This window comes from Allobosea sp. NPDC055332 (genome assembly GCF_053645455.1).
The window spans coordinates 26,709-45,008 of sequence record NZ_JBSHMO010000002.1; the positions used below are offsets into that span (position 1 = coordinate 26,709).

General features: G+C 66.6%; 17 protein-coding genes. 8 read left to right on the top strand and 9 right to left on the bottom strand.

What is annotated here, in order from left to right; translation table 11 throughout:
* Positions 1-65: 65 nt before the first annotated feature.
* Genes ACWIGM_RS08510 through ACWIGM_RS08525 form a run of 4 tightly spaced genes read right to left on the bottom strand, consistent with a single transcriptional unit; the run spans position 66 to position 3,877 of the window.
* Positions 66-287 (bottom strand): DUF2783 domain-containing protein, encoded by a 222-nt coding sequence (locus ACWIGM_RS08510; protein ID WP_454025502.1) that lies wholly within the window; start codon positions 285-287, stop codon positions 66-68.
* Complete coding sequence (locus tag ACWIGM_RS08515) at positions 284-1,852, bottom strand: FAD-dependent oxidoreductase (protein WP_454025503.1); 1,569 nt, start codon at positions 1,850-1,852, stop codon at positions 284-286. Before ACWIGM_RS08515 ends, ACWIGM_RS08510 begins: the two co-directional genes overlap by 4 nt.
* 12 nt (positions 1,853-1,864) lie before the next feature.
* Entirely contained in the window at positions 1,865-2,821 is a 957-nt protein-coding gene (locus ACWIGM_RS08520) for an MBL fold metallo-hydrolase (protein WP_454025504.1), read from the bottom strand.
* A 42-nt stretch (positions 2,822-2,863) separates the two neighbouring features.
* The gene (locus tag ACWIGM_RS08525) at positions 2,864-3,877 is read right to left on the bottom strand and encodes a fumarylacetoacetate hydrolase family protein (protein WP_454025505.1); all 1,014 of its coding nucleotides are present in this window, start codon (positions 3,875-3,877) and stop codon (positions 2,864-2,866) included.
* Positions 3,878-3,939: 62 nt separating this feature from the next.
* On the opposite strand from ACWIGM_RS08525, the gene ACWIGM_RS08530 reads away from it, so the two are divergent.
* Positions 3,940-5,025, top strand: a complete 1,086-nt coding sequence (locus ACWIGM_RS08530; RefSeq protein WP_454025506.1) for a TRAP transporter substrate-binding protein — start codon at positions 3,940-3,942, stop codon at positions 5,023-5,025.
* A gap of 179 nt (positions 5,026-5,204) precedes the next feature.
* Here the strand turns inward: ACWIGM_RS08530 and hmgA are convergent, their stop codons facing one another.
* Positions 5,205-6,563, bottom strand: coding sequence for a homogentisate 1,2-dioxygenase (gene hmgA, locus ACWIGM_RS08535; RefSeq protein ID WP_454025507.1), 1,359 nt, complete (start codon positions 6,561-6,563; stop codon positions 5,205-5,207).
* Positions 6,564-6,686: 123 nt separating this feature from the next.
* On the opposite strand from hmgA, the gene ACWIGM_RS08540 reads away from it, so the two are divergent.
* Both ACWIGM_RS08540 and ACWIGM_RS08545 read left to right on the top strand, forming a co-directional pair.
* Positions 6,687-7,175, top strand: a complete 489-nt coding sequence (locus ACWIGM_RS08540; protein WP_454025508.1) for a MarR family winged helix-turn-helix transcriptional regulator — start codon at positions 6,687-6,689, stop codon at positions 7,173-7,175.
* Positions 7,176-7,381: 206 nt separating this feature from the next.
* Positions 7,382-8,578: a DUF2865 domain-containing protein gene (locus ACWIGM_RS08545; RefSeq protein WP_454025509.1), complete on the top strand. Its 1,197-nt coding sequence runs from the start codon at positions 7,382-7,384 to the stop codon at positions 8,576-8,578.
* A gap of 95 nt (positions 8,579-8,673) precedes the next feature.
* Here the strand turns inward: ACWIGM_RS08545 and ACWIGM_RS08550 are convergent, their stop codons facing one another.
* On the bottom strand, positions 8,674-9,303 hold the full coding sequence (locus ACWIGM_RS08550) for an HAD-IA family hydrolase (RefSeq protein WP_454025510.1): 630 nt from the start codon (positions 9,301-9,303) through the stop codon (positions 8,674-8,676).
* Positions 9,304-9,584: 281 nt separating this feature from the next.
* Here ACWIGM_RS08550 and ACWIGM_RS08555 point away from each other — a divergent pair, with 281 nt between their 5' ends.
* The 4 genes from ACWIGM_RS08555 (at position 9,585) to ACWIGM_RS08570 (ending at position 14,849) form a co-directional block, all read left to right on the top strand.
* A complete protein-coding gene (locus ACWIGM_RS08555) occupies positions 9,585-10,910 on the top strand; it encodes an MFS transporter (RefSeq protein WP_454025511.1) in 1,326 nt (441 codons plus the stop codon).
* A 192-nt stretch (positions 10,911-11,102) separates the two neighbouring features.
* Positions 11,103-11,951, top strand: coding sequence for a DUF3313 domain-containing protein (locus ACWIGM_RS08560; protein ID WP_454025512.1), 849 nt, complete (start codon positions 11,103-11,105; stop codon positions 11,949-11,951).
* Between the two features lie 57 nt (positions 11,952-12,008).
* Complete coding sequence (locus tag ACWIGM_RS08565; protein ID WP_454025513.1) at positions 12,009-13,235, top strand: sensor domain-containing diguanylate cyclase; 1,227 nt, start codon at positions 12,009-12,011, stop codon at positions 13,233-13,235.
* Positions 13,236-13,415: 180 nt separating this feature from the next.
* A complete protein-coding gene (locus ACWIGM_RS08570; RefSeq protein WP_454025514.1) occupies positions 13,416-14,849 on the top strand; it encodes an aldehyde dehydrogenase family protein in 1,434 nt (477 codons plus the stop codon).
* Positions 14,850-14,951: 102 nt separating this feature from the next.
* Here ACWIGM_RS08570 and ACWIGM_RS08575 read toward each other — a convergent pair whose 3' ends face one another.
* The gene (locus tag ACWIGM_RS08575; protein WP_454025515.1) at positions 14,952-15,815 is read right to left on the bottom strand and encodes a LysR family transcriptional regulator; all 864 of its coding nucleotides are present in this window, start codon (positions 15,813-15,815) and stop codon (positions 14,952-14,954) included.
* 119 nt (positions 15,816-15,934) lie between these two features.
* On the opposite strand from ACWIGM_RS08575, the gene ACWIGM_RS08580 reads away from it, so the two are divergent.
* The gene (locus ACWIGM_RS08580; protein ID WP_454025516.1) at positions 15,935-16,297 is read left to right on the top strand and encodes an EthD domain-containing protein; all 363 of its coding nucleotides are present in this window, start codon (positions 15,935-15,937) and stop codon (positions 16,295-16,297) included.
* 236 nt (positions 16,298-16,533) lie between these two features.
* Here ACWIGM_RS08580 and ACWIGM_RS08585 read toward each other — a convergent pair whose 3' ends face one another.
* Both ACWIGM_RS08585 and ACWIGM_RS08590 read right to left on the bottom strand, forming a co-directional pair.
* Entirely contained in the window at positions 16,534-16,869 is a 336-nt protein-coding gene (locus tag ACWIGM_RS08585; protein WP_454025517.1) for a hypothetical protein, read from the bottom strand.
* A 69-nt stretch (positions 16,870-16,938) separates the two neighbouring features.
* The gene (locus ACWIGM_RS08590) at positions 16,939-18,279 is read right to left on the bottom strand and encodes a glutamate--tRNA ligase (protein ID WP_454025518.1); all 1,341 of its coding nucleotides are present in this window, start codon (positions 18,277-18,279) and stop codon (positions 16,939-16,941) included.
* Between the last annotated feature and the right edge of the window lie 21 nt (positions 18,280-18,300).

Sequence of the window (18,300 nt, forward strand, 5' to 3'; positions counted from 1 at the left end):
GGGATCATAGCGAAAAACCGGTTCCCACTTTTTCGCATCCCGCTCCAGGCGTCGTGAGCCGGAGCCTAGCTTGCCTCGCGCGCCAGCGCCACGGCCTCGCGCAGAACCTGTTCGTCGCCGATGTGATTGGCGAGGATCAGGACGAGGCGGGCATTGAACGCGGCGCTCTCGCGCTCATCCAGATTGCGATGTGCCTGCGCCAGCAGGCGGAAGGCGGCGTCGGGATCGGCGAAGCGCGATTCGCGCGCGAGGCCGCCTGCGGGAGCCATGGTGGCCGCGGCATTCATCCCCTGCCCTCCATCCGCTCGATCGCAGCCTCGATCGCAACGCGCTGCGGCTGCCGGAACCGGGCAGCGACATGCCCGTCCGGCCGCAACAGCACGGCTGCCCCACGCTCCAGCGCATAGCGCTGGCGCAAGGAGCCGTCACCGACGGCCGGCTCGATCGCGAGGACGCCTGCAGGTGCGAGCGCTGCCGCACCTTCGCCAAGCAGAATCGCCTGCCCGGCCGAGAAGGCTTCGCTCAGCCAGGCGCATGGAGCGCCGGCGAGCGGCGCATCGAGGAAGGGCGCGCCCGGCGGCAGGCCGCCGGCCCGGCTGTCGCCCTCGCTCGACAGTGGCGAACCGGCATAGGCGCTGGCTACCGAAAGCCGTCCGGAATTGACGAAGCGCTTGGCGAAGCCCGTGAGCGGCGCCAGCGACAGCGCCGCCTCGCGCAGCAGCCGCTCGCCCGGCGAGCGCGGTGCGATGAAATCGGTCGCACGGGTCGAATTCAGGATGTTCTCATCGGCGGCGGCGACGCGCTCGCTGTCATAGCTGGCGAGCAGCGAGGCCGGACTCCTGCCCTGCACAACCAATGCAAGCTTCCAGCCGAGATTGTCGGCGTCCTGGATGCCGGAATTGGCGCCGCGCGCGCCGAAGGGCGAGACCTGATGGGCGGCGTCGCCCGCGAAGATGATGCGGCCATGCAGGAACTGGTCGAGCCGGCGACACTGGAAGCGATAGACCGAGACCCATTCGAGCGCGAAATCGGCATGGCCGAGCATACGCTCGATCCGGGGCCGCACGATCTCAGGCTGCTTCTCATGCTCGGGATCGGCATCGGGGCCGAGCTGGAGATCGATGCGCCAGATATCGTCCGGCTGCTTGTGCAGCAGCGCCGATTGGCCGGAATGGAACGGCGGATCGAACCAGAACCAGCGCTCGGTGGGGAACGGCGCGGTCATCTTCACATCGGCGATGAGGAAGCGGTCCTCGAAGGCTTCACCGCGGAACTCCAGGCCGAGCAGGCCGCGCGTTGGCGAGCGGGCGCCGTCGCAGGCGATGAGCCAGTCGGCTTCGAGAGAATAGTCCCCATCCGGCGTGGCGATGGTGAGCTCTGCTCCATCCTCGCGGTTGTCGACCCCGGCCAGGCGATTGCTCCAGCGCAGATCGATAAGCGGCTCGGCCAGCACGGCCTCGACCAGTGCCGCCTCGACATAGAATTGCTGGAGATTGATGAAGGCCGGCTGCTTGTGGCCGCCCTCGGGCAGGAGGTCGAACGCGTAGAGTTCGGCATCGCCACGGAAAACCCTGCCCTTCTGCCAGGTGACGCCCTTCTCGACCATCGCCTGCGCAAGCCCGAGCCGGTCGAAGATCTCGAGCGTGCGCTTGGCGAAGCAGATGGCGCGCGAGCCCTCGCCGATCCGGTCGGCATCGTCGATCAGCACGACCGGGACCTGCCGGCGCGCCAGATCAAGCGCCAGCGTCAGCCCGACAGGGCCGGCGCCGACGATGACGACGGGGTGCCGGGCCGGCGTGGCCGCGTCCTGATCAGGGCTGCGTTGGTAGGCGAACTGGCGGAAAGGTTGCACGGGGCGATGCCTTCAGCCGCGCAGGTCCAGCCACATCTGGCGGTCGCGCTCATCGGTCCAGATGCGCGGATGGTCGAGGCCGCCGGCCTCGTCATAGGCGCGGGTGACGTTGAAGGGGAGGCAATGCTCGAAGATCACCCAGTCGCCATAGGACGGCTTCAGCGTCTCATGGACGCGCTCGAAGGTCTCGCGCAACGAGCGGCCGGCGGCGACATGGCCCTTCACCGCCTCGAACAGGTCGGAGAGGAAGGCGCGCGTGCCCTTGATGCCGTCGGCGACCATGCCGCGATTGGTCAGCGCCGCGCCGCGGCCCGGCACCATAGCAGCCGGTGCGAAGGCGGCGAGCGCATCGAGCGTCGCCGGCCAGTCGGTGAAATGGGCGTCGCCGCAATAGGGCGTCGCGCCGTATTCGACGAGGTCGCCGGCGAAGATCACATTGGTATCGGGCATCCAGGCGACGATGTCGCCGGCGGTGTGGCCGCGGCCGAGCCTCATCAGCCGGACCTCGCGGCTGCCGAGCCAGATCGAGGCGTTGTGCGAGAAGGTCGTGGTCGGCCAGGTCAGGCCCGGGCGGATCGAGTCCGCGCCTTGAAAGAGCCGCGGGAAGCGGCCGATCTCGCTCGCCTTGTCCTCCTCGCCGCGCTCGACGATCATCGCCCGCGCCGCATCCGATGAGACGATCTCCTTCGCGCCATAGGCCGGCGCGCCGAGCACGCGCACGGCATGATAATGCGAGAGCACGACATGGCTGACCGGCTTGTCGGTGACCTCGCGCACCCTGGCGATGACGCGCTCGGCCATGGTCGGCGTCGCCTGCGCATCGAAGACGAGCACGCTATCGTCGCCGACGACGATGCCGCTATTGGGGTCGCCCTCGGCGGTATAGGCGTAGACGCCCTTGCCGATCTCGTCGAAGGAGACGGTCTTCTCGCCGAGATCGGCGGTGGAGGCGAAAGCGGGCGAAGACATCGTCAGGACCTCATTCTTGTTTGACGGCAGGCGCGGCGAGGGTCACCCCGCATGCGGCAGGATGTCCTGCTCGATCGCGCCGAAGATCGAATGGCCGGCGGCGTCCTTCATCTCGATGCGGACGCTGTCGCCGAAGCGCAGGAACGGGGTCTTGGGCGTGCCGTGCCGGATGGTCTCGACCATGCGCTGCTCGGCGATGCAGGCATAACCGAGCCCGCCTTCCGAAACCGGCTTGCCCGGCCCGCCATCGGCGTCGCGGTTCGAGACCGTGCCGGAGCCGACGATCGTGCCGGCGACGAGCGGGCGGGTCTTCGCCGCATGGGCGATCAGCACGCCGAAATCGAAGGTCATGTCGACGCCGGCCTGCGGCTTGCCGAAGGGCTTGCCGTTGACCTGGGCGAGCAGCGGCAGGCTGAGCTTGCCATCCTTCCAGGCCGAGCCGAGCTCGTCCGGTGTCACCGCCACCGGCGAGAAGGCCGAAGACGGCTTTGATTGAAGGAAACCAAAGCCTTTGCCCAATTCGTTGGGAATCAGATTCCGCAAGCTCACGTCATTCACGAGCATGACGAGCCGGATCAGCCCCCTCGCCTCCTCGGGGCTGACGCCCATCGGCACGTCGCCGGTGACGACCGCGATCTCGGCCTCAAGGTCGATGCCGTAATCCTCGCTGGCGAGCTTCACCGCCTGGCGCGGGCCGAGAAAGGAATCGGAGCCGCCCTGGTACATCAGCGGGTCGGTCCAGAAGCTCTCGGGCATCTCGGCGCCCCTTGCCTTCCGGACCAGCTCGACATGGTTCACATAGGCCGAGCCGTCGACCCATTGATAGGCGCGCGGCAAAGGCGAGGCGCAGTCATGCTCGTGGAAGCGGAAGGACGGCACCGAGCCGTGCTCCAGGCTCTCGGCGAGATCGGCGAGGCGCGGCGCGCAGCGGCTCCAGTCGTCGAGCGCGCCCTGCAGCGTCGCGACCACCGGGAAGGCGTCGGTCGCGCGGGTCAGGTCGTTCGAGACGACGACGAGGCGGCCATCCCGGCCATGCATGAGGGATGCGACTTTCATCTCTTTTCAATCCTCGCCGAACAGTGATGATGGCAGCAAATCCGTCCCCGGGAGGAAAGTCCATGCAACGCCGTACGTTTTTGAAGACGGGTGCGCTCGCCGCGGCCGCCGCGCCGATCGCGATGCCCGCGATCGCGCAGTCGATGCCGGAAGTGAAATGGCGCCTGACCTCGAGTTTCCCCAAGCAGCTCGACACGATCTACGGCACCGCCCAGCAGTTCGCGAAGTTCATGTCGGACGCCACCGACGGCAGGTTCCAGATCCAGACCTTCTCGGCCGGCGAGATCGTGCCCGGCCTGCAGGCGCTCGACGCGGTCACCTCCGGCACGGTCGAATGCGCGCATACGCCGACCTATTTCTATGTCGGCAAGGAGCCGGCGCTCGGGCTCGGCACCGGCATTCCCTTCGGGCTCAACGCCCGCCAGCAGCACAGCTGGTGGTATTTCGGCGGCGGCGAGCAGATCGTCAACGCAGCGCTCGCCAAGTTCAACGCCTACTCTATCCCCTGCGGCAATTCCGGCTGCCAGATGGGCGGCTTCTTCCGCAAGGAGCTCAAGACCGTCGACGACCTCAAGGGCCTGAAGTTCCGCATCGGCGGCATGGGCGGCGCCGTGCTGGCCAAGCTCGGCGTGGTGCCGACGCAGATCGCTGCGGGCGACGTCTATCCGGCACTGGAGCGCGGCACGATCGACGCGGCCGAGTTCGTCGGCCCCTATGACGACGAGAAGCTCGGCTTCGTGAAGGTCGCGCCCTATTACTACTATCCCGGCTGGTGGGAGGGCGGCGCCATGCTGCACCTCGTGATCAACCAGGAGCAGTGGAACAAGCTGCCCAAGCACTACCAGGCGATCGTGCAGAACGCCTGCGAGGCGGCGAACAACTGGATGCTGGCGAAGTACGACTTCGTCAATCCGGGCGGCCTGCGCAAGCTGATCGCCCAGGGCGCGCAACTCAAGGCCTTCCCGCAGCCGATCATGGAAGCCTCGCTCAAGGCGGCCGAAGAGTACTACGCAGAGACCTCCGCCAAGAGCGAAGCCTTCAAGAAGGGCTATGAGTCGATGGTCGCCTTCCGCGGCGAGAACCTGCTCTGGTGGCAGGTCGCGGAACTCTCCTACGACGCCTTCATGAACCGGCTGCGCAGCCGATAGGCCACGACGCCGCTCCAGTTCGTCATGCTCGCCCTTGTGGCGAGCATCCACGTCTTGAACACTGCATTGCAGGAAGGAAGGCGTGGATGGTCGGGACAAGCCCGGCCATGACGGAAAGGGCATTGCCAGGAACTCTGGCATCTTGGCTTTGCGAAGCCTCGAGGTAACAGCCCAGTTCCTCACCACGCCTCGGGCTTGTTCGGGTCGAAGCGCTTCTTCAGCTCGCTCCAGCAATCGCTGTAGTTGTCCTGCAGCTCGGGCAGGCCGGCGGCATAGCCGGTGACGCGCTGGGCGAATCTCGTCTCGAACATGAACGCCATGGTGCCGGTGAGCTTGACCGGCTTCAGCTCGACCGTGCTGGCATGCTCGAAGGCCTGCGCATCCGGCCCGTGCGGCAGCATCATGTTGTGCAGGCTGAAGCCACCGGGGGTGAAGCCCTCGGGTTTGGCGTCGTAGACGCCGTAGATCAGCCCCATGAACTCCGACATGATGTTGCGGTGGTACCAGGGCGGGCGGAAGGTGTTCTCCGCCACCATCCAGCGCTCCGGGAAGATGACGAAGTCGATATTGGCGGTGCCGGGCGTCTCGGAGGGCGCGGTCAGCACGGTGAAGATCGACGGGTCGGGGTGGTCGAAGGAGATCGCGCCGACCGGCGAATAGTGACGCAGGTCGTATTTGTAGGGCGCGTAATTGCCGTGCCAGGCGACGACGTCGAGCGGCGACTGGCCGACTTCCGTCGAGAACAGTTCCCCGCCCCATTTGGCGTAGAGGGTCGAGGGCTCCTCGATGTCCTCATAGGCGGCGACGGGCGTGAGGAAGTCCCTGGGATTGGCGAGGCAGTTGGCGCCGATCGGTCCGCGATCGGGCAAGGTGAAGCCGCCGCCATAGTTCTCGCAGACATAGGCGCGCGCCGGCCCGCCCATCAATTCGACGCGGAACATCACGCCGCGCGGGATGATGCAGATCTCGCCCGGCTCGATCTCGATGATGCCGAACTCGGTGAAGAAGCGCAGGTTTCCCTCCTGCGCGACGACGAGATACTCGCCATCGGCATTGAAGACGTACTCCTTCTCCATCGAGGCGGTGACGAAGAGCATGTGCGCTGCCATCCCGGCCTGGCTGTCGGCGTCGCCGGCGGTGGTCAGGGTGCGCAGGCCGGTGAGGAAGGTGAGCTTCTCCTGCGGCAGCGGAATCGGGCTCCAGCGCAATTGCCCGAGCGAGGGCGGCGTCTCGTCGCGGCAGGGCGCGGTGCGCATCAGCCCCTTGTCGACCAGCTTCCAGCGGCCGCCATGCTTCACGCTCGGGCGGATGCGGTAGAGCCAGGAGCGCTCGTTCGTGGAACGCGGCGCGGTAAAGGGCGAGCCGGAGAGTTGCTCGGCATAGAGGCCGTAAGCCGCCTTCTGCGGCGAGTTGCGGCCGACCGGCAGCGCGCCCGGCAGGCTCTCGGTCTCGAAGGAATTGCCGAAGCCCGACATGTAGCGGCGTCCGCCCCGGACCTGCTCGCCGAAGCTCGACTGAACCGTGGTCTGCACGTTCATGGCTGGGCCTCCTCCCGATGCGTTCCCGATCTTCGCCGCTTTGACAGACGCTGCCGTTCGGTAATGATCTAGCTGCAGCCGCCGGCGGCCTTCTGTCACTCCAATTAGTTACATGTGCAACTAATGTCAACGAAACAAAAGCCTGAAGACCGCTCCCTGCATCTCGAGCAGTTCCTGCCCTACCGGCTCAACGTGGTCGGCTTCTTCGCCAGCCGGGCGCTCGGCCGTGTCTACGGCACGCGCTTCGGCATCGGCATCCCGGAATGGCGGGTGATCGCGCAGCTCGGCGAGTTCGGGCAATTGACCTCGCGCGACATCGGCGAACTCTCGCAGATGCACAAGACCAAGGTCTCGCGCGCCGTCTCCGAGCTCGACAAGCGCGGGCTGGTGACGCGAGCCGAGAACCGGGCCGACCGGCGCGAGGCCTTCGTCGCCCTCACCGCCGCCGGCCAACGCATCTACGCCCAGATCGTGCCGCTGGCGCTCGCCTTCGAGGAGCGCTGGATCGAGGGGATCTCGGCCGAAGAGCTGCGCGTCTTCGAACGCGTGCTGGCGGTGCTGACCGAACGCGGCCGCCATCTCGCCGGGGCCTACCAGACTGAGGAAGCCTGATCGCGCAAGCGTGATCCGGCCCCGCATTTGCTGCCGCTGGCGCGATATGCGATGCGCTGGCGGACATGAAAGCTGCGTCGAATCGCCATGTCCGAGCGGCTGACGCGTGCCTCCTTAGTTCCGTCGCGTTTGTAGCATGTGCTTTGCCGGTGCAGGCGGCCGACGCCGGCATGGGACGAGTCACAGGGATAGCAACTCTGCCTTCGATGATTTTCGCTTCGCTCCGACGCGCACTCGCTCCGGCGCTGGCTTTCGCCGCGCTCTCGGGAGCCGCATTGGCGCAGTCGCCGGCTTGCGACAACTGGCGCGCCGAACTCTCCAGCCTGCAGGGCCAGCGTGGCGGCGATGCCCGCGCCGCCCAGTCGGCGCAGCGTGTCGCCGGCCAGCTGGCGCAGCTCTCCAGCCAGTACCGGTCGATGGGCTGCGATCGCGGCGGCTTCCTGTTCTTCGGCGAGCAACCGCCGCCGCAATGCGGCAACATCCGCGCCCAGCTCGGGGCGCTGCAATCGCAATACGCCCAGCTCCAGCAGCAGGCCCAGGGTGGCGGCGTCGAACAGCGGCGCGCCCAGCTCGCCGCATTGATCAGCAACAATTGCCGGGCCCAGCCGCGCGGTTTCTTCGAGACGATCTTCGGGATCGAGCCGCGCCGCGGCGAGATCGACTCGACCCTGCCCGAGCTCGACCCCGACGAGCCACGCGAGCCGACGGAGGGCGGAGCACGCCAGGGCGGCCCCTATTCGGTCTGCGTGCGCAGCTGCGACGGCTATTTCTTCCCGCTCGCCAACAGCCCCGGTGGACGCGAGAGCCAGGACGAGATGTGCCAGTCGCTCTGCCCCGGCAGCGAGACACTCGCCTACGGCATGAGCAGTGGCGGCGACATCCAGAACGCGGTGGCGCGCAGCAGCGGGCAGCCCTACTCGTCCCTGCCGAACGCACTGAAATACACCCGCAGCTTCGACGCGGCCTGCACCTGCCGCGCGCCCGGCCAGAGCTGGGCCCAGGCGCTGCAGAATGCCGAGCAGATGCTCGACCAGCGCAAGGGCGACATCATCGTCACCGAGCAGCGTTCGCAGGAAATGTCGCGGCCGAAACCCGAGCAGCCGCAGCGCGGCAAGAAGGGCGCCGCCAACACGGCCGCAGCCGAGGCCAAGCCCCCTGGCCCCGCTCCGACCACGCTCCAGGCCGCCCCCGGCGACGAGCCGACGCCGGATGTCAACGTACCGACCGCCAGCACCGAATCGGCCGGCGTCGGCCCGCAGCGGATCGACGGCGAGAAGACGCTGCAGCAAGGCGACGGGCTCAAGCGCGAGAGCAAGAGCGTCACCGGCGAGCGGCGCACCGTGCGGATCGTCGCACCGAACCTCGCCCCCAATCTCGGCACAGGCGCGACCGCGCGGCCGTGAGCCGGCCGAGACAGCGAACAACACCGATCACTGCCCCTGCGGCCCGTGCAGGGGTCAGCCACAACCGGAGCCCGGCCCCTGGCCGAAGCTTCGGCTCAGGCCGTCAGCTTCGCCAGCAGCTGCTCATAGTCGTCGAAGACCATATCGGGCTCTCGCGCTCGCAGGGACGCGCCGGTGTTGTAGCCGAACGTCACTGCGCCGGACGCGATGCCAGCGCGCCGCGCCGCATCGATGTCGCGGATCTCATCTCCGATTGCGATCACCCGCTGCCGGTCAACTCCGGCCTGCCGGATGACAGCCTTGAACTTGGCGCTCTTGCCCCAAAGCGACGCGCCGCAGCTGAAATGACTCACATGGGCCGAAGCCCGGCCGAGCGTCCGGCGAATGACCGCTTCGCTGTTCGAGCTCACGATCGCGATCGTGACATCGCTCGCGGCCAGGCGCGCGAGCATCGACCCGGCCCCCGGAAAGAGCGCCACCGCATCCCCGGCCTCGGCGCTCAGCTTGCGCATATGCATCGCGATTGCCGGCATCCTCCACAAGGGTACGCCGAGGCGGGCAATGATCTGGCGTGAATCGAGCCCGCGAAGCTCGTCGGCCTCGCCTTCCGCGACCTCACGGAAGCCAAATCGCCGTGCGGTCTGGTTGAGCACCGAGCAAAACCACGGAAAGCTGTCGGCCAGCGTTCCGTCGTAATCGAAGATCGCAAGAGAATAGGCAGGCATAGCGGAGACCGATCATATGGGCTCGGGTGGTTGCCGCAGGCTCATGCACGCGTCAATACCAGCCTCCATCGACGCCCATTGATCTGTGCTCGCCGCAGGCCATCCCTCACTCCCGACATCTGGATGCCTGTGACCATAAAGTTCCCGCGCACGCCATGCGCCAGAAGCAACTCAGACCAAATCTCTCCTCGCTGACTGGCGCAGGGCGCAAGGCGTAGACCAAACATATTGCTGCCGGCGCCCGCTGCTGCTCGCGCCACCTTTCAAACGCGGAGCGAGCCATGTCCGACCCAGCAGTCGCCACCCCCGCCCCTCATGGCATGGACGTCGCCGATACGGCGCGACGGCTGAAGGCGATCTTCATCGGCTCGGTCGGCAATCTGGTCGAGTGGTACGATTTCTACGCCTACACCGCCTTTGCGCTCTATTTCGCACCGAAATTCTTCCCCTCGCATGATCCGGTGGTGCAGCAGCTCAATGCCGCGACGCTGTTCGCCGCCGGCTTCATCGTGCGGCCAATCGGCGGCTGGCTCTTCGGCCACATCGCCGACCGCTATGGGCGGCGGCTGTCGCTGACGGTCTCCGTGCTGATGATGTGCTTCGGCTCGCTGATCATCGCGCTGACGCCGACCTACGAGACGATCGGCTTTGCCGCACCGGTGCTGCTGGCGCTGGCCCGGATCATCGAGGGCCTCAGCCTCGGCGGCGAATATGGGGCGAGCGCGACCTATCTCACCGAGATCGCACATCCCGACCATCGCGGCTTCTATTCGAGCTTCCAGTACGTGACGCTGATCGGCGGGCAGCTCACCGCGATCCTGGTGCTGCTCCTGCTGCAGAACGTCTTCCTGACGCATGAGCAGCTGGTCGACTGGGGCTGGCGCATCCCGTTCGTCATCGGCGCCATGCTCGCCGTTACTGCCATGTTCATGCGCCGGCACATGCACGAGACCGAGGCCTTCACCGAGGCCAACAAGACCAAGAAGAAGGAGAGCTCGCTGCGCGGCCTGCTGAAATATCCGCGCGAGGTCGCGATCGTGGTCGGGCTGACCGCCGGCGGCACCGCCGCCTTCTACACCTTCACCACGTATATGCAGACCTTCGTGAAGCAGACGGTCGGCCTCTCCGACATCACCACCACCTATGTCATCGCAGGATCGCTGATCTTCGCCTCGCTCCTGCAGCCGATCTACGGCCTGATCTCCGACCGGATCGGCCGCAAGCCGCTGCTGATCTTCTTCGGCATCGCCGGGACGCTGCTGACCGTGCCGATCCTGACGACTCTGGCCCAGACAAAATCGCCCTGGGTCGCGTTCCTGCTGATCTCCGGCGCCTGGATCTTCGTCGCCGGCTACACCTCGATCAATGCAGTGGTGAAGGCCGAATTGTTCCCGACCTCGATCCGCGCCACCGGCGTCGCCGTGCCCTATGCGCTGACCGTCTCGATCTTCGGTGGCACCGCGCCGGCGATCGCGCTGTTCTTCAAGCAGCAGGGCCACGAGCAGTGGTTCTATTACTACCTCTCGGCCGTGATCTTCATCTCGCTGCTGGTCTATTCGACCATGCGCGACACCAAGCACGAATCGGCGATGCACCGGCACGAGTGAGATCAATGGCGGGGCTTTGCCACCAGGCTCGCCTCGCCGCCAGCACCGCAATTCTCCGGCAACCTCGCATCGCCAACCTCGCCCGTAGAGATATCGGCAGCGAGGTCGACGACCGTGATGAGCTATTGGCCGGCTGTCATACTGCCCCGTGCAACATGGTGCTCAGCGATCCTCGGCCATAGGGGGCCGTGCGTGTCCCTGTCGCTGGCGCTCGCTGCGGCCGGTTGCACGACCGTGCCTCCCAGGCAGGCCGGCACATTGTCGACCTACCGGAAACTCGGCGAGGAAAAGGGCAAGTTCTCGAAGTCCCGGACCTATGTCGACGGCCAGGCCCTGGTCGCTGCGAAGACAGCCAGGATCGTTCCAACGAGCTTTGCGACCAACGCCAGCGCGCTCGTGACGGCGCAAGCCGACCGCGCTCTGGTCACCAATGCGCTCGACCGCGAGCTCTGCATTGCGCTCAGCGACAAATACGAGATGGTGACACCGACGCAGCCCGCCGACCTGACCGTGCGGGCGGTGATCACCGACATCGTGCCGACCGACAAGACGATGGCGGGAGTGTCGACGGCGGTGACCCTCGGGAGCAGCGTGGCGCTCCCTATCGGCATACCCCGCTTGCCGGTCGGGCTGGGCGGACTTTCGGTGGAGGCCGAAGCGCTCGACCGCAGTGGAGCACAGCGCGCCGCGATGGTCTGGGGGCGCGGCGCCAATTCGATCCAGAACACACCCCAGGCATCCGAGGTCTCGGACGCCTATGGCCTCGCCTCGACATTCGCCGGCGAGTTCTCGCGCATTCTGGTGACCGGCGAAGAGCCGCAAGGGCTGGATATTGCCCTGCCGTCCCGGCAGCGCGTGCGCTCCTGGCTCGGCGGCTCGCACAAATACGCGACCTGCGAAGCCTATGGCAGGTCGCCCGGCATCGCCGGCGCGATCGCACGCAAGTTCGGCGCACCGCCCGAGCTGGCCGACAAGCAGGACAAGACGCCCCTTGATCCCTCGGAAAGCCGAAGCCGACAGCAGCCAGCGCCGGCGCATTAACGGCCTCTTTACCCGCGCTTGCTGATCTGGCCGTCCAATTCTGCGCGAGGCCGGGACATGGATGCGTCCACACCCGAAGTGATGCGCGAGCGGGACAGGCTCGAAGCGCTCGCACGCTACGACGTCCTCGACACGCCCAGCGAGGAAGCCTTCGACCGGATCACGCGGCTCGTCTGCCGGATCATGAAGGTGCCGATGGCGACGGTGACCTTCCTCGACGGGCACCGGCAATGGTTCAAGGCGCGCGAAGGCGTGGCGAATTGCGAGGATGAGCGCCGCATCGCATTCTGCGACATGACGATCCGCGAGAACGCCCCGTTGATCGTGACCGACGCCAGCACCGACCCGCGCTTCGCCAGCAACCCGCTGGTGACCGGCGCACCGCATTTGCGCTTCTATGCCGGCATCCCGCTGCGGACCTCCGAAGGCCAGAACATTGGCACGCTCTGCGCCTTGGGCACGACGCCACGCGCAATCGACCCCAGCGAGATCGCGATCCTCTCCGATCTCGCCTCGATCGTGATGAACGAGCTCGAGCTGCGTCTCCTCGCCTCGACCGACGGGCTGACCGGCGCCCTCGCCCGCCGCGCCTTCCGCGACGAGGCCACCCGTGCCCTGGCCCTGGCGCAGCGCCACCGGCATGAGGTGAGCTGCATCGCCTTCGATCTCGATCACTTCAAGACCATCAACGACACGCATGGCCATGCCGTGGGTGACGCCGTGCTGGCCGGCAGTGCCGCGACATGCCGGAGCCTGCTGCGCCAGAGCGACCTGTTCGGGCGTGTCGGCGGCGAGGAATTCGCGGTGCTGCTGCCGCATACCGGACGCCAGGCGGCACTCGGCGTCGCGGAAAAGCTGCGCGAGGGCATCGCCGCGCAACGCTTTGACGGAGCCGAGGGGCCGTTCGCGGTCTCCGCCAGCTTCGGCATCGCGGCCGCCGCGCCCAGCGGTGATGTCGACGCCCTGCTGCGCGCCGCGGACGAGGCGCTCTACGCCGCGAAGGCGACCGGCCGCAATCGCTGCGTCGTCAACCAGGCCGGCCTCTCCGCCGGCTCGATAGTGGGGCGACGTGTCCTGAAGGCCGGGAACATCGTCTTCAACGGCGGCAAGTCGGTGATCGACTGCACGGTGCGACGCCTGTCCGACGATGGCGCGAGCCTCGCGGTCATCAGCACCGCTGGAGTACCGGACCGCTTCAAGCTGGCGATCGAGGCCGACGCTTTCTCCCGGGCCTGCCAGGTCGCGCGCAAGGCCGGAACCGAGATCGACGTGCAGTTCGCTTGAGGCCTCTGCCGGCCCGCGCCATCGCCACGCCCGCATCCCCCCTATTCGCCGGCTGCGCGGTGACATCCGTCATCCGGGGCTGCTACGCTATATCTCTCTCGACATAGCGATCGCTGCACGGCGGGTCGGTGACCGCCCGCGCGTGAAGTGGTCGTCCGCAGCCCAGCAAGGAGCCGGTCAATGTCTCACGCTCTCCAATTTTATATCGATGGCGCCTGGGTCGATCCCGCCGGCGGGCTGAAGACGCTGGACGTGATCGATCCCTCGACCGAGGAAGCCTTCGCCCAGATCGCGCTCGGCAGCCAGGCGGATGTCGACCGGGCAGTCGCCGCAGCGCGCGCCGCCTTCCCCGACTTCGCCGCGACCTCGAAGCAGGAGCGTCTCGCGCTGATGCGCCGCCTGCTCGAGGCCTACAAGGCCCGCTACGCCGAAGTCGCCGACACCTTGTCGCGCGAAATGGGCGCACCGAAGGAGCTGGCCCACCGGGCGCAGGCCGGGATGGGCACCGCCCATCTCTCCAAGATGATCGAGACGCTCGAGAACTTCGAGTTCGAGGAGCTGCGCGGCTCGACCCTGATCTCGAAGGAGGCGATCGGCGTCGTCGGCATGATCACGCCGTGGAACTGGCCGATCAACCAGATCATGTGCAAGGTCGCGCCCGCACTGGCCGCCGGCTGCACCATGGTGCTGAAGCCCTCCGAGATCGCGCCGCTCAACGCCCTCATCTTCGCCGAGGCGATGCACGAGGCCGGCGTGCCCAAGGGCGTGTTCAACCTCGTCAACGGCGATGGGCCCACGGTCGGCGAGGCGATCGCCCGGCACCCCGAGGTCGACATGGTCTCCTTCACCGGCTCGACCCGCGCCGGCATCCTCGTCGCCAAGGCGGCGGCAGACACCGTCAAGCGCGTGCATCAGGAGCTCGGCGGCAAGTCGGCCAACATCCTGCTCGATGACGTCGACCTGAAGCGGGCGGTGAAGCTCGGCGTCGAGAGCGTGATGCGCAATTCAGGCCAGTCCTGCAATGCGCCGACGCGGATGTTCGTGCCGGCCCAGCTGCACGAGGATGCGCTCGCCATCGCCAGGGAGACGGCCGAGCCGCTCAAGGTCGGTGCGCCGTCGGCCGAGAGCGTCTTCCTCGGCCCGGTCGTCAGCGAGATCCAGTACGACAAGATCCAGCGCCTGATCGAGAGTGGCATCAAGGAAGGCGCGACGCTGGTGACGGGCGGCCCCGGCCGGCCGGAAGACCTCAACCGCGGCTATTATGTCCGCCCGACGGTGTTCGGCGGCGTGACCGACGAGATGACGATCGCCAGGGAAGAGATCTTCGGCCCCGTGCTCTCGATTCTGCCCTATGAGAGCGAGGCGGAAGTGATCGCGCGGGCAAACGACACGCCCTATGGGCTGGCTTCCTACATCCAGTCCGGCTCGCTTGAGCGGGCGCGCAAGGTCGCGGCGCAGATGCGCTCCGGCAACGTCTACATCAACTACCCGGCCTGGGACGCCGGCGCGCCCTTCGGCGGCTACAAGCAGTCCGGCAATGGCCGCGAATACGCCGATTTCGGGCTGGAGGAGTTCCTCGAGATCAAGGGCACGGTCGGCTACGCCGCCGCCTGAGCCCGCCGCTTAAAGCGCGCCGCCGGTCATTCCGGCGGCGCGTTTTTCTTTGAGAGCTACGCTCCTTCGCCGATATGCCAGCTGAAGGAGGGACAAACCGATTCAGGCTAAAGCCGGCGAGCTCACGGCCTGCTGGATCGCATCCCGCAATACTGTCAGCGCATCCGGATCGGTATGCGGCCGCCAACGCAGTCCGATCGTGCGTTCAAGGCGCAAATCCGAGATCGGCAGAGACACTGTTTCGGCGATGGCGAGGCTTCGCGGCGCCACGACGAGCCCGCAACCGGCGGCAGCGAGTTGAAGCGCGAGGGCATCGCGTTCTGCCCGCGCCGCAATCGGCAGCCGAATACCGGCTGCCTGAAGCTCGCTCGCCCGCAGCTCGCAGCTACTGCGCAGGACAAGACGCTCGCCATGGAGATCGCGGACCGTCATATGCTCGCGCTTCGCCAAGCGATGATCGCGGCCCGCAAGGACCACGATGGGCTCGCGCCAAAGCACGAGGGATTCGGCGAAATCCGCGTCGAGCACCGTCCAGGCGATGTCGATGCGCCCCTGGCGCAGCCAGCGCAGAAGCTGCGGCGCGCTGCCCTCCCGCCATTTCCAAAGCGGCGCGGTCGCGGGCTGGAGCTGCCGATGCACGGCTGCGACCGTGGCGGCGGAAATCGTCGGCAGAACGCCGATCCGCCAGGTCGCGAGCGAGGTCTCGCCGCCTCGAAAAGCGACGAACGCGGCGTCGCAGCGCTGCAGGATATCGACCGCATCGTGCAGGAAGCGATGCGCCTTTGCAGTCGGCCGCATGCGATGACGTCCGCCGGAGCGGTCGAACAGCGCAGCCCCGAGTTCATCCTCAAGCGCCTTCAGGCCGGCGGAGACAGCGGGCTGCGATATATGGAGCTGTTGTGCCGCGCCGCTGACACTGCCGGTTTCGACGACGGCGACGAAGAAGCGCAGATGACGGATCTTCATAGAGTAAACCTATATGGCAGCATCCAATCAATCGATTATGCTTATTCAGCCTGTCATCCTATCCAGTCTGTCCGCCAACCGCAGCTACCCGCACTGGCGCGACAACCTGAGAGGCGAGGATGAAGGTGATCTATTGTCTGAGGCGGCTTGCGTCGCTCAGCCACGAGGAATTCCTGCGCTATTGGTTCGAGACCCATGGCCCGCTGGTACGCAGCCATCAGCGCGAGCTCAGGATCGCGCGCTACGTCCAGGTCCACACCGAATACGGACCGTTCCAAGAAAAGCTTCGCGCCTTCCGTGGCTCGGCCGAGCCATATGATGGCGTCGCGGAGATCTGGTACGACAGCAGAGAGGCGCTCGAAACGCTGGGTCAAGATCCTGCGGGGCGCGCCGCGAGCCGATTGCTGTACGAGGATGAGCAACGCTTCGTCGATTCAGCCCGTTCGCCGATCTGGATCGGCCGGGAGCACGACATCATCTGAAGCGGGATAGGCTTCCTCTCCGAGTTCGGCATTGAAGCGCATCATCTTGGCGTGAACCGACGCTCATGTCGCTCAGTCCCGGTTTGCTGGAGCGGGCGCGCAAGGTCGCGGCGTAGACTTCTTCTTCTCAACAACGCGCGCCGCGGTCGTGCCGGCGGCACGCGCCTTCATCCTCAGTGAGCAGATTGCCCGCGATCACTGGTAGGTCGGTTCAACGCACCGCGCTCTGGAAAATCTCACTGAAGCTCGAGACGTTCGCTGCCTGCGGTCAAGATCATGCTCTGGCAACGCAGCAGCGAACAATCGCTCTCTGGCAAAACAATCTCGTAGCTCACGCGGTCATGTTGTTCTGCACGAACATCGACGACCTGGAGCCGCATTTGCCAGATATACAGATCGACCGCAGTGAGAGCGCTGAACTGGCGGATTTTCAGAACCACGAGGCCGGTGCCGCGTAGCCTGACTTTTCCGTCGTAGGCATAGCCCGACCTCATCCAGGTGAACGACTCGATCTCGGTATGAGTGAACAGCAGCTCGTTTACGCGCTCGATCACCACTTTGCTTGCCGCCATGATGCCTTCCTCGAACCGACGACATCCAAAGTTGCGGCGCGCATACTTGGCAGAACTATGCGTCCAGCCTCACGCCGCTTCGCCAGCCAATCGCTTCAGCGCCTTCTCGCGCCCGATCAGCGGCAGCAGCGCCGCCAGTTCCGGCCCGTGGTCGAGCCCGGTAAGGGCCTGGCGCAGCGGCATGAACAGCGCCTTGCCCTTGGTACCGGTCTGCGCACCGACTGCCTGCGTCCAGCTCTTCCAGGTGCTGTGATCGAACGGCTCGGCCGGCAGCAGCGAAGCCGCGGACGCAGCGAATGCCGTGTCGGCGATATGCGGCTCGATCGGCCCTTCGACCACCTGCCACCAATCCTTCGCGCCCGACAGCCGGGTGAGATTGCCGCGCACGGCCAGCCAGAATGGCTCGCTCACGGGAATGCCGAGCTTTCTCAACCGCTCCTCGACCGTGACGAAGTCGAGCTGGTGCAGGGTGCGGGCCGAGAGCGTCTCCAGCTCGTGCTCGTCGAACTTGGCCGGCGCCCGCGAGACATGGGCGAGGTCGACCAGCCCGGCGAGCTCGTCGAGGCTCGACACCGGCCGGACCGCATCGGACGAGCCGGTGAGCACCGCCAGCGACGCCACCGCCAGCGACTCGATGCCGGATTCGCGCAAGCCCCGCAGCGAGAGATGGCCGAGGCGCTTCGACAGCCCCTCGCCGCTCGCGGTGGTCAGCAGGTTGTGGTGGCCGAAGGCCGGCAGCGCCCCGCCCAATGCCTGCATGATCTGGATCTGCACGGCGGTGTTGGTGACGTGATCTTCGCCGCGGATGACATGGGTGATCCCGACGTCGAGATCATCGACGACGGAAGGCAGCGTGTAGGGATAGGTGCCGTCCTCGCGCACCAGCACCGGGTCGGAGAGCGAGGCGCAGTCGACATGGGACGGGCCGCGCACCAGATCGTCCCAGCCGATCTCCTCCCAGTCGAGCAGGAAGCGCCAATGGGCTTTCCGGCCCTCGGCTTCGAGTTTTCCACGCTCCTCGGCACTCAGCTTGAGGCCGGCGCGGTCATAGACCGGCGGCAAGCCACGGGCGAGCTGGCGCTTGCGCTTGCGGTCGAGCTCGTCGGCACTCTCATAGCAGGGGTAGAGCCGGCCCGCGGCACGCAGCTTCTCTGCCGCTGAATCGTAGAGCGCGATCCGCTCCGACTGCTTGATGCTCGCATCCGGAACGACGCCGAGCCAGGCCAGGTCCTCGCCGATCGCGTCGGTGAATTCCGGCTTCGAGCGCGCCTGATCGGTGTCGTCATAGCGCAGCAGGAAGCGCCCGCCATGCCGCATGGCGAAGAGCCAGTTGAACATCAGCGAACGGGCATTGCCGATATGGAGATAGCCGGTCGGCGACGGGGCGGTGCGGACGAAGGGAGTGGTCATGACCGGCCGCTTGTCGCGCGG

Coding starts and splice junctions, on each gene's coding strand:
- ACWIGM_RS08510 (WP_454025502.1), bottom strand. CDS start 287: ATGAATGCCGCGGCCACCATGGCTCCCGCAGGCGGCCTCGCGCGCGAA.
- ACWIGM_RS08520 (WP_454025504.1), bottom strand. CDS start 2,821: ATGTCTTCGCCCGCTTTCGCCTCCACCGCCGATCTCGGCGAGAAGACC.
- ACWIGM_RS08525 (WP_454025505.1), bottom strand. CDS start 3,877: ATGAAAGTCGCATCCCTCATGCATGGCCGGGATGGCCGCCTCGTCGTC.
- ACWIGM_RS08530 (WP_454025506.1), top strand. CDS start 3,940: ATGCAACGCCGTACGTTTTTGAAGACGGGTGCGCTCGCCGCGGCCGCC.
- hmgA (WP_454025507.1), bottom strand. CDS start 6,563: ATGAACGTGCAGACCACGGTTCAGTCGAGCTTCGGCGAGCAGGTCCGG.
- ACWIGM_RS08540 (WP_454025508.1), top strand. CDS start 6,687: ATGTCAACGAAACAAAAGCCTGAAGACCGCTCCCTGCATCTCGAGCAG.
- ACWIGM_RS08545 (WP_454025509.1), top strand. CDS start 7,382: ATGATTTTCGCTTCGCTCCGACGCGCACTCGCTCCGGCGCTGGCTTTC.
- ACWIGM_RS08550 (WP_454025510.1), bottom strand. CDS start 9,303: ATGCCTGCCTATTCTCTTGCGATCTTCGATTACGACGGAACGCTGGCC.
- ACWIGM_RS08555 (WP_454025511.1), top strand. CDS start 9,585: ATGTCCGACCCAGCAGTCGCCACCCCCGCCCCTCATGGCATGGACGTC.
- ACWIGM_RS08565 (WP_454025513.1), top strand. CDS start 12,009: ATGGATGCGTCCACACCCGAAGTGATGCGCGAGCGGGACAGGCTCGAA.
- ACWIGM_RS08570 (WP_454025514.1), top strand. CDS start 13,416: ATGTCTCACGCTCTCCAATTTTATATCGATGGCGCCTGGGTCGATCCC.
- ACWIGM_RS08575 (WP_454025515.1), bottom strand. CDS start 15,815: ATGAAGATCCGTCATCTGCGCTTCTTCGTCGCCGTCGTCGAAACCGGC.
- ACWIGM_RS08580 (WP_454025516.1), top strand. CDS start 15,935: ATGAAGGTGATCTATTGTCTGAGGCGGCTTGCGTCGCTCAGCCACGAG.
- ACWIGM_RS08585 (WP_454025517.1), bottom strand. CDS start 16,869: ATGGCGGCAAGCAAAGTGGTGATCGAGCGCGTAAACGAGCTGCTGTTC.
- ACWIGM_RS08590 (WP_454025518.1), bottom strand. CDS start 18,279: ATGACCACTCCCTTCGTCCGCACCGCCCCGTCGCCGACCGGCTATCTC.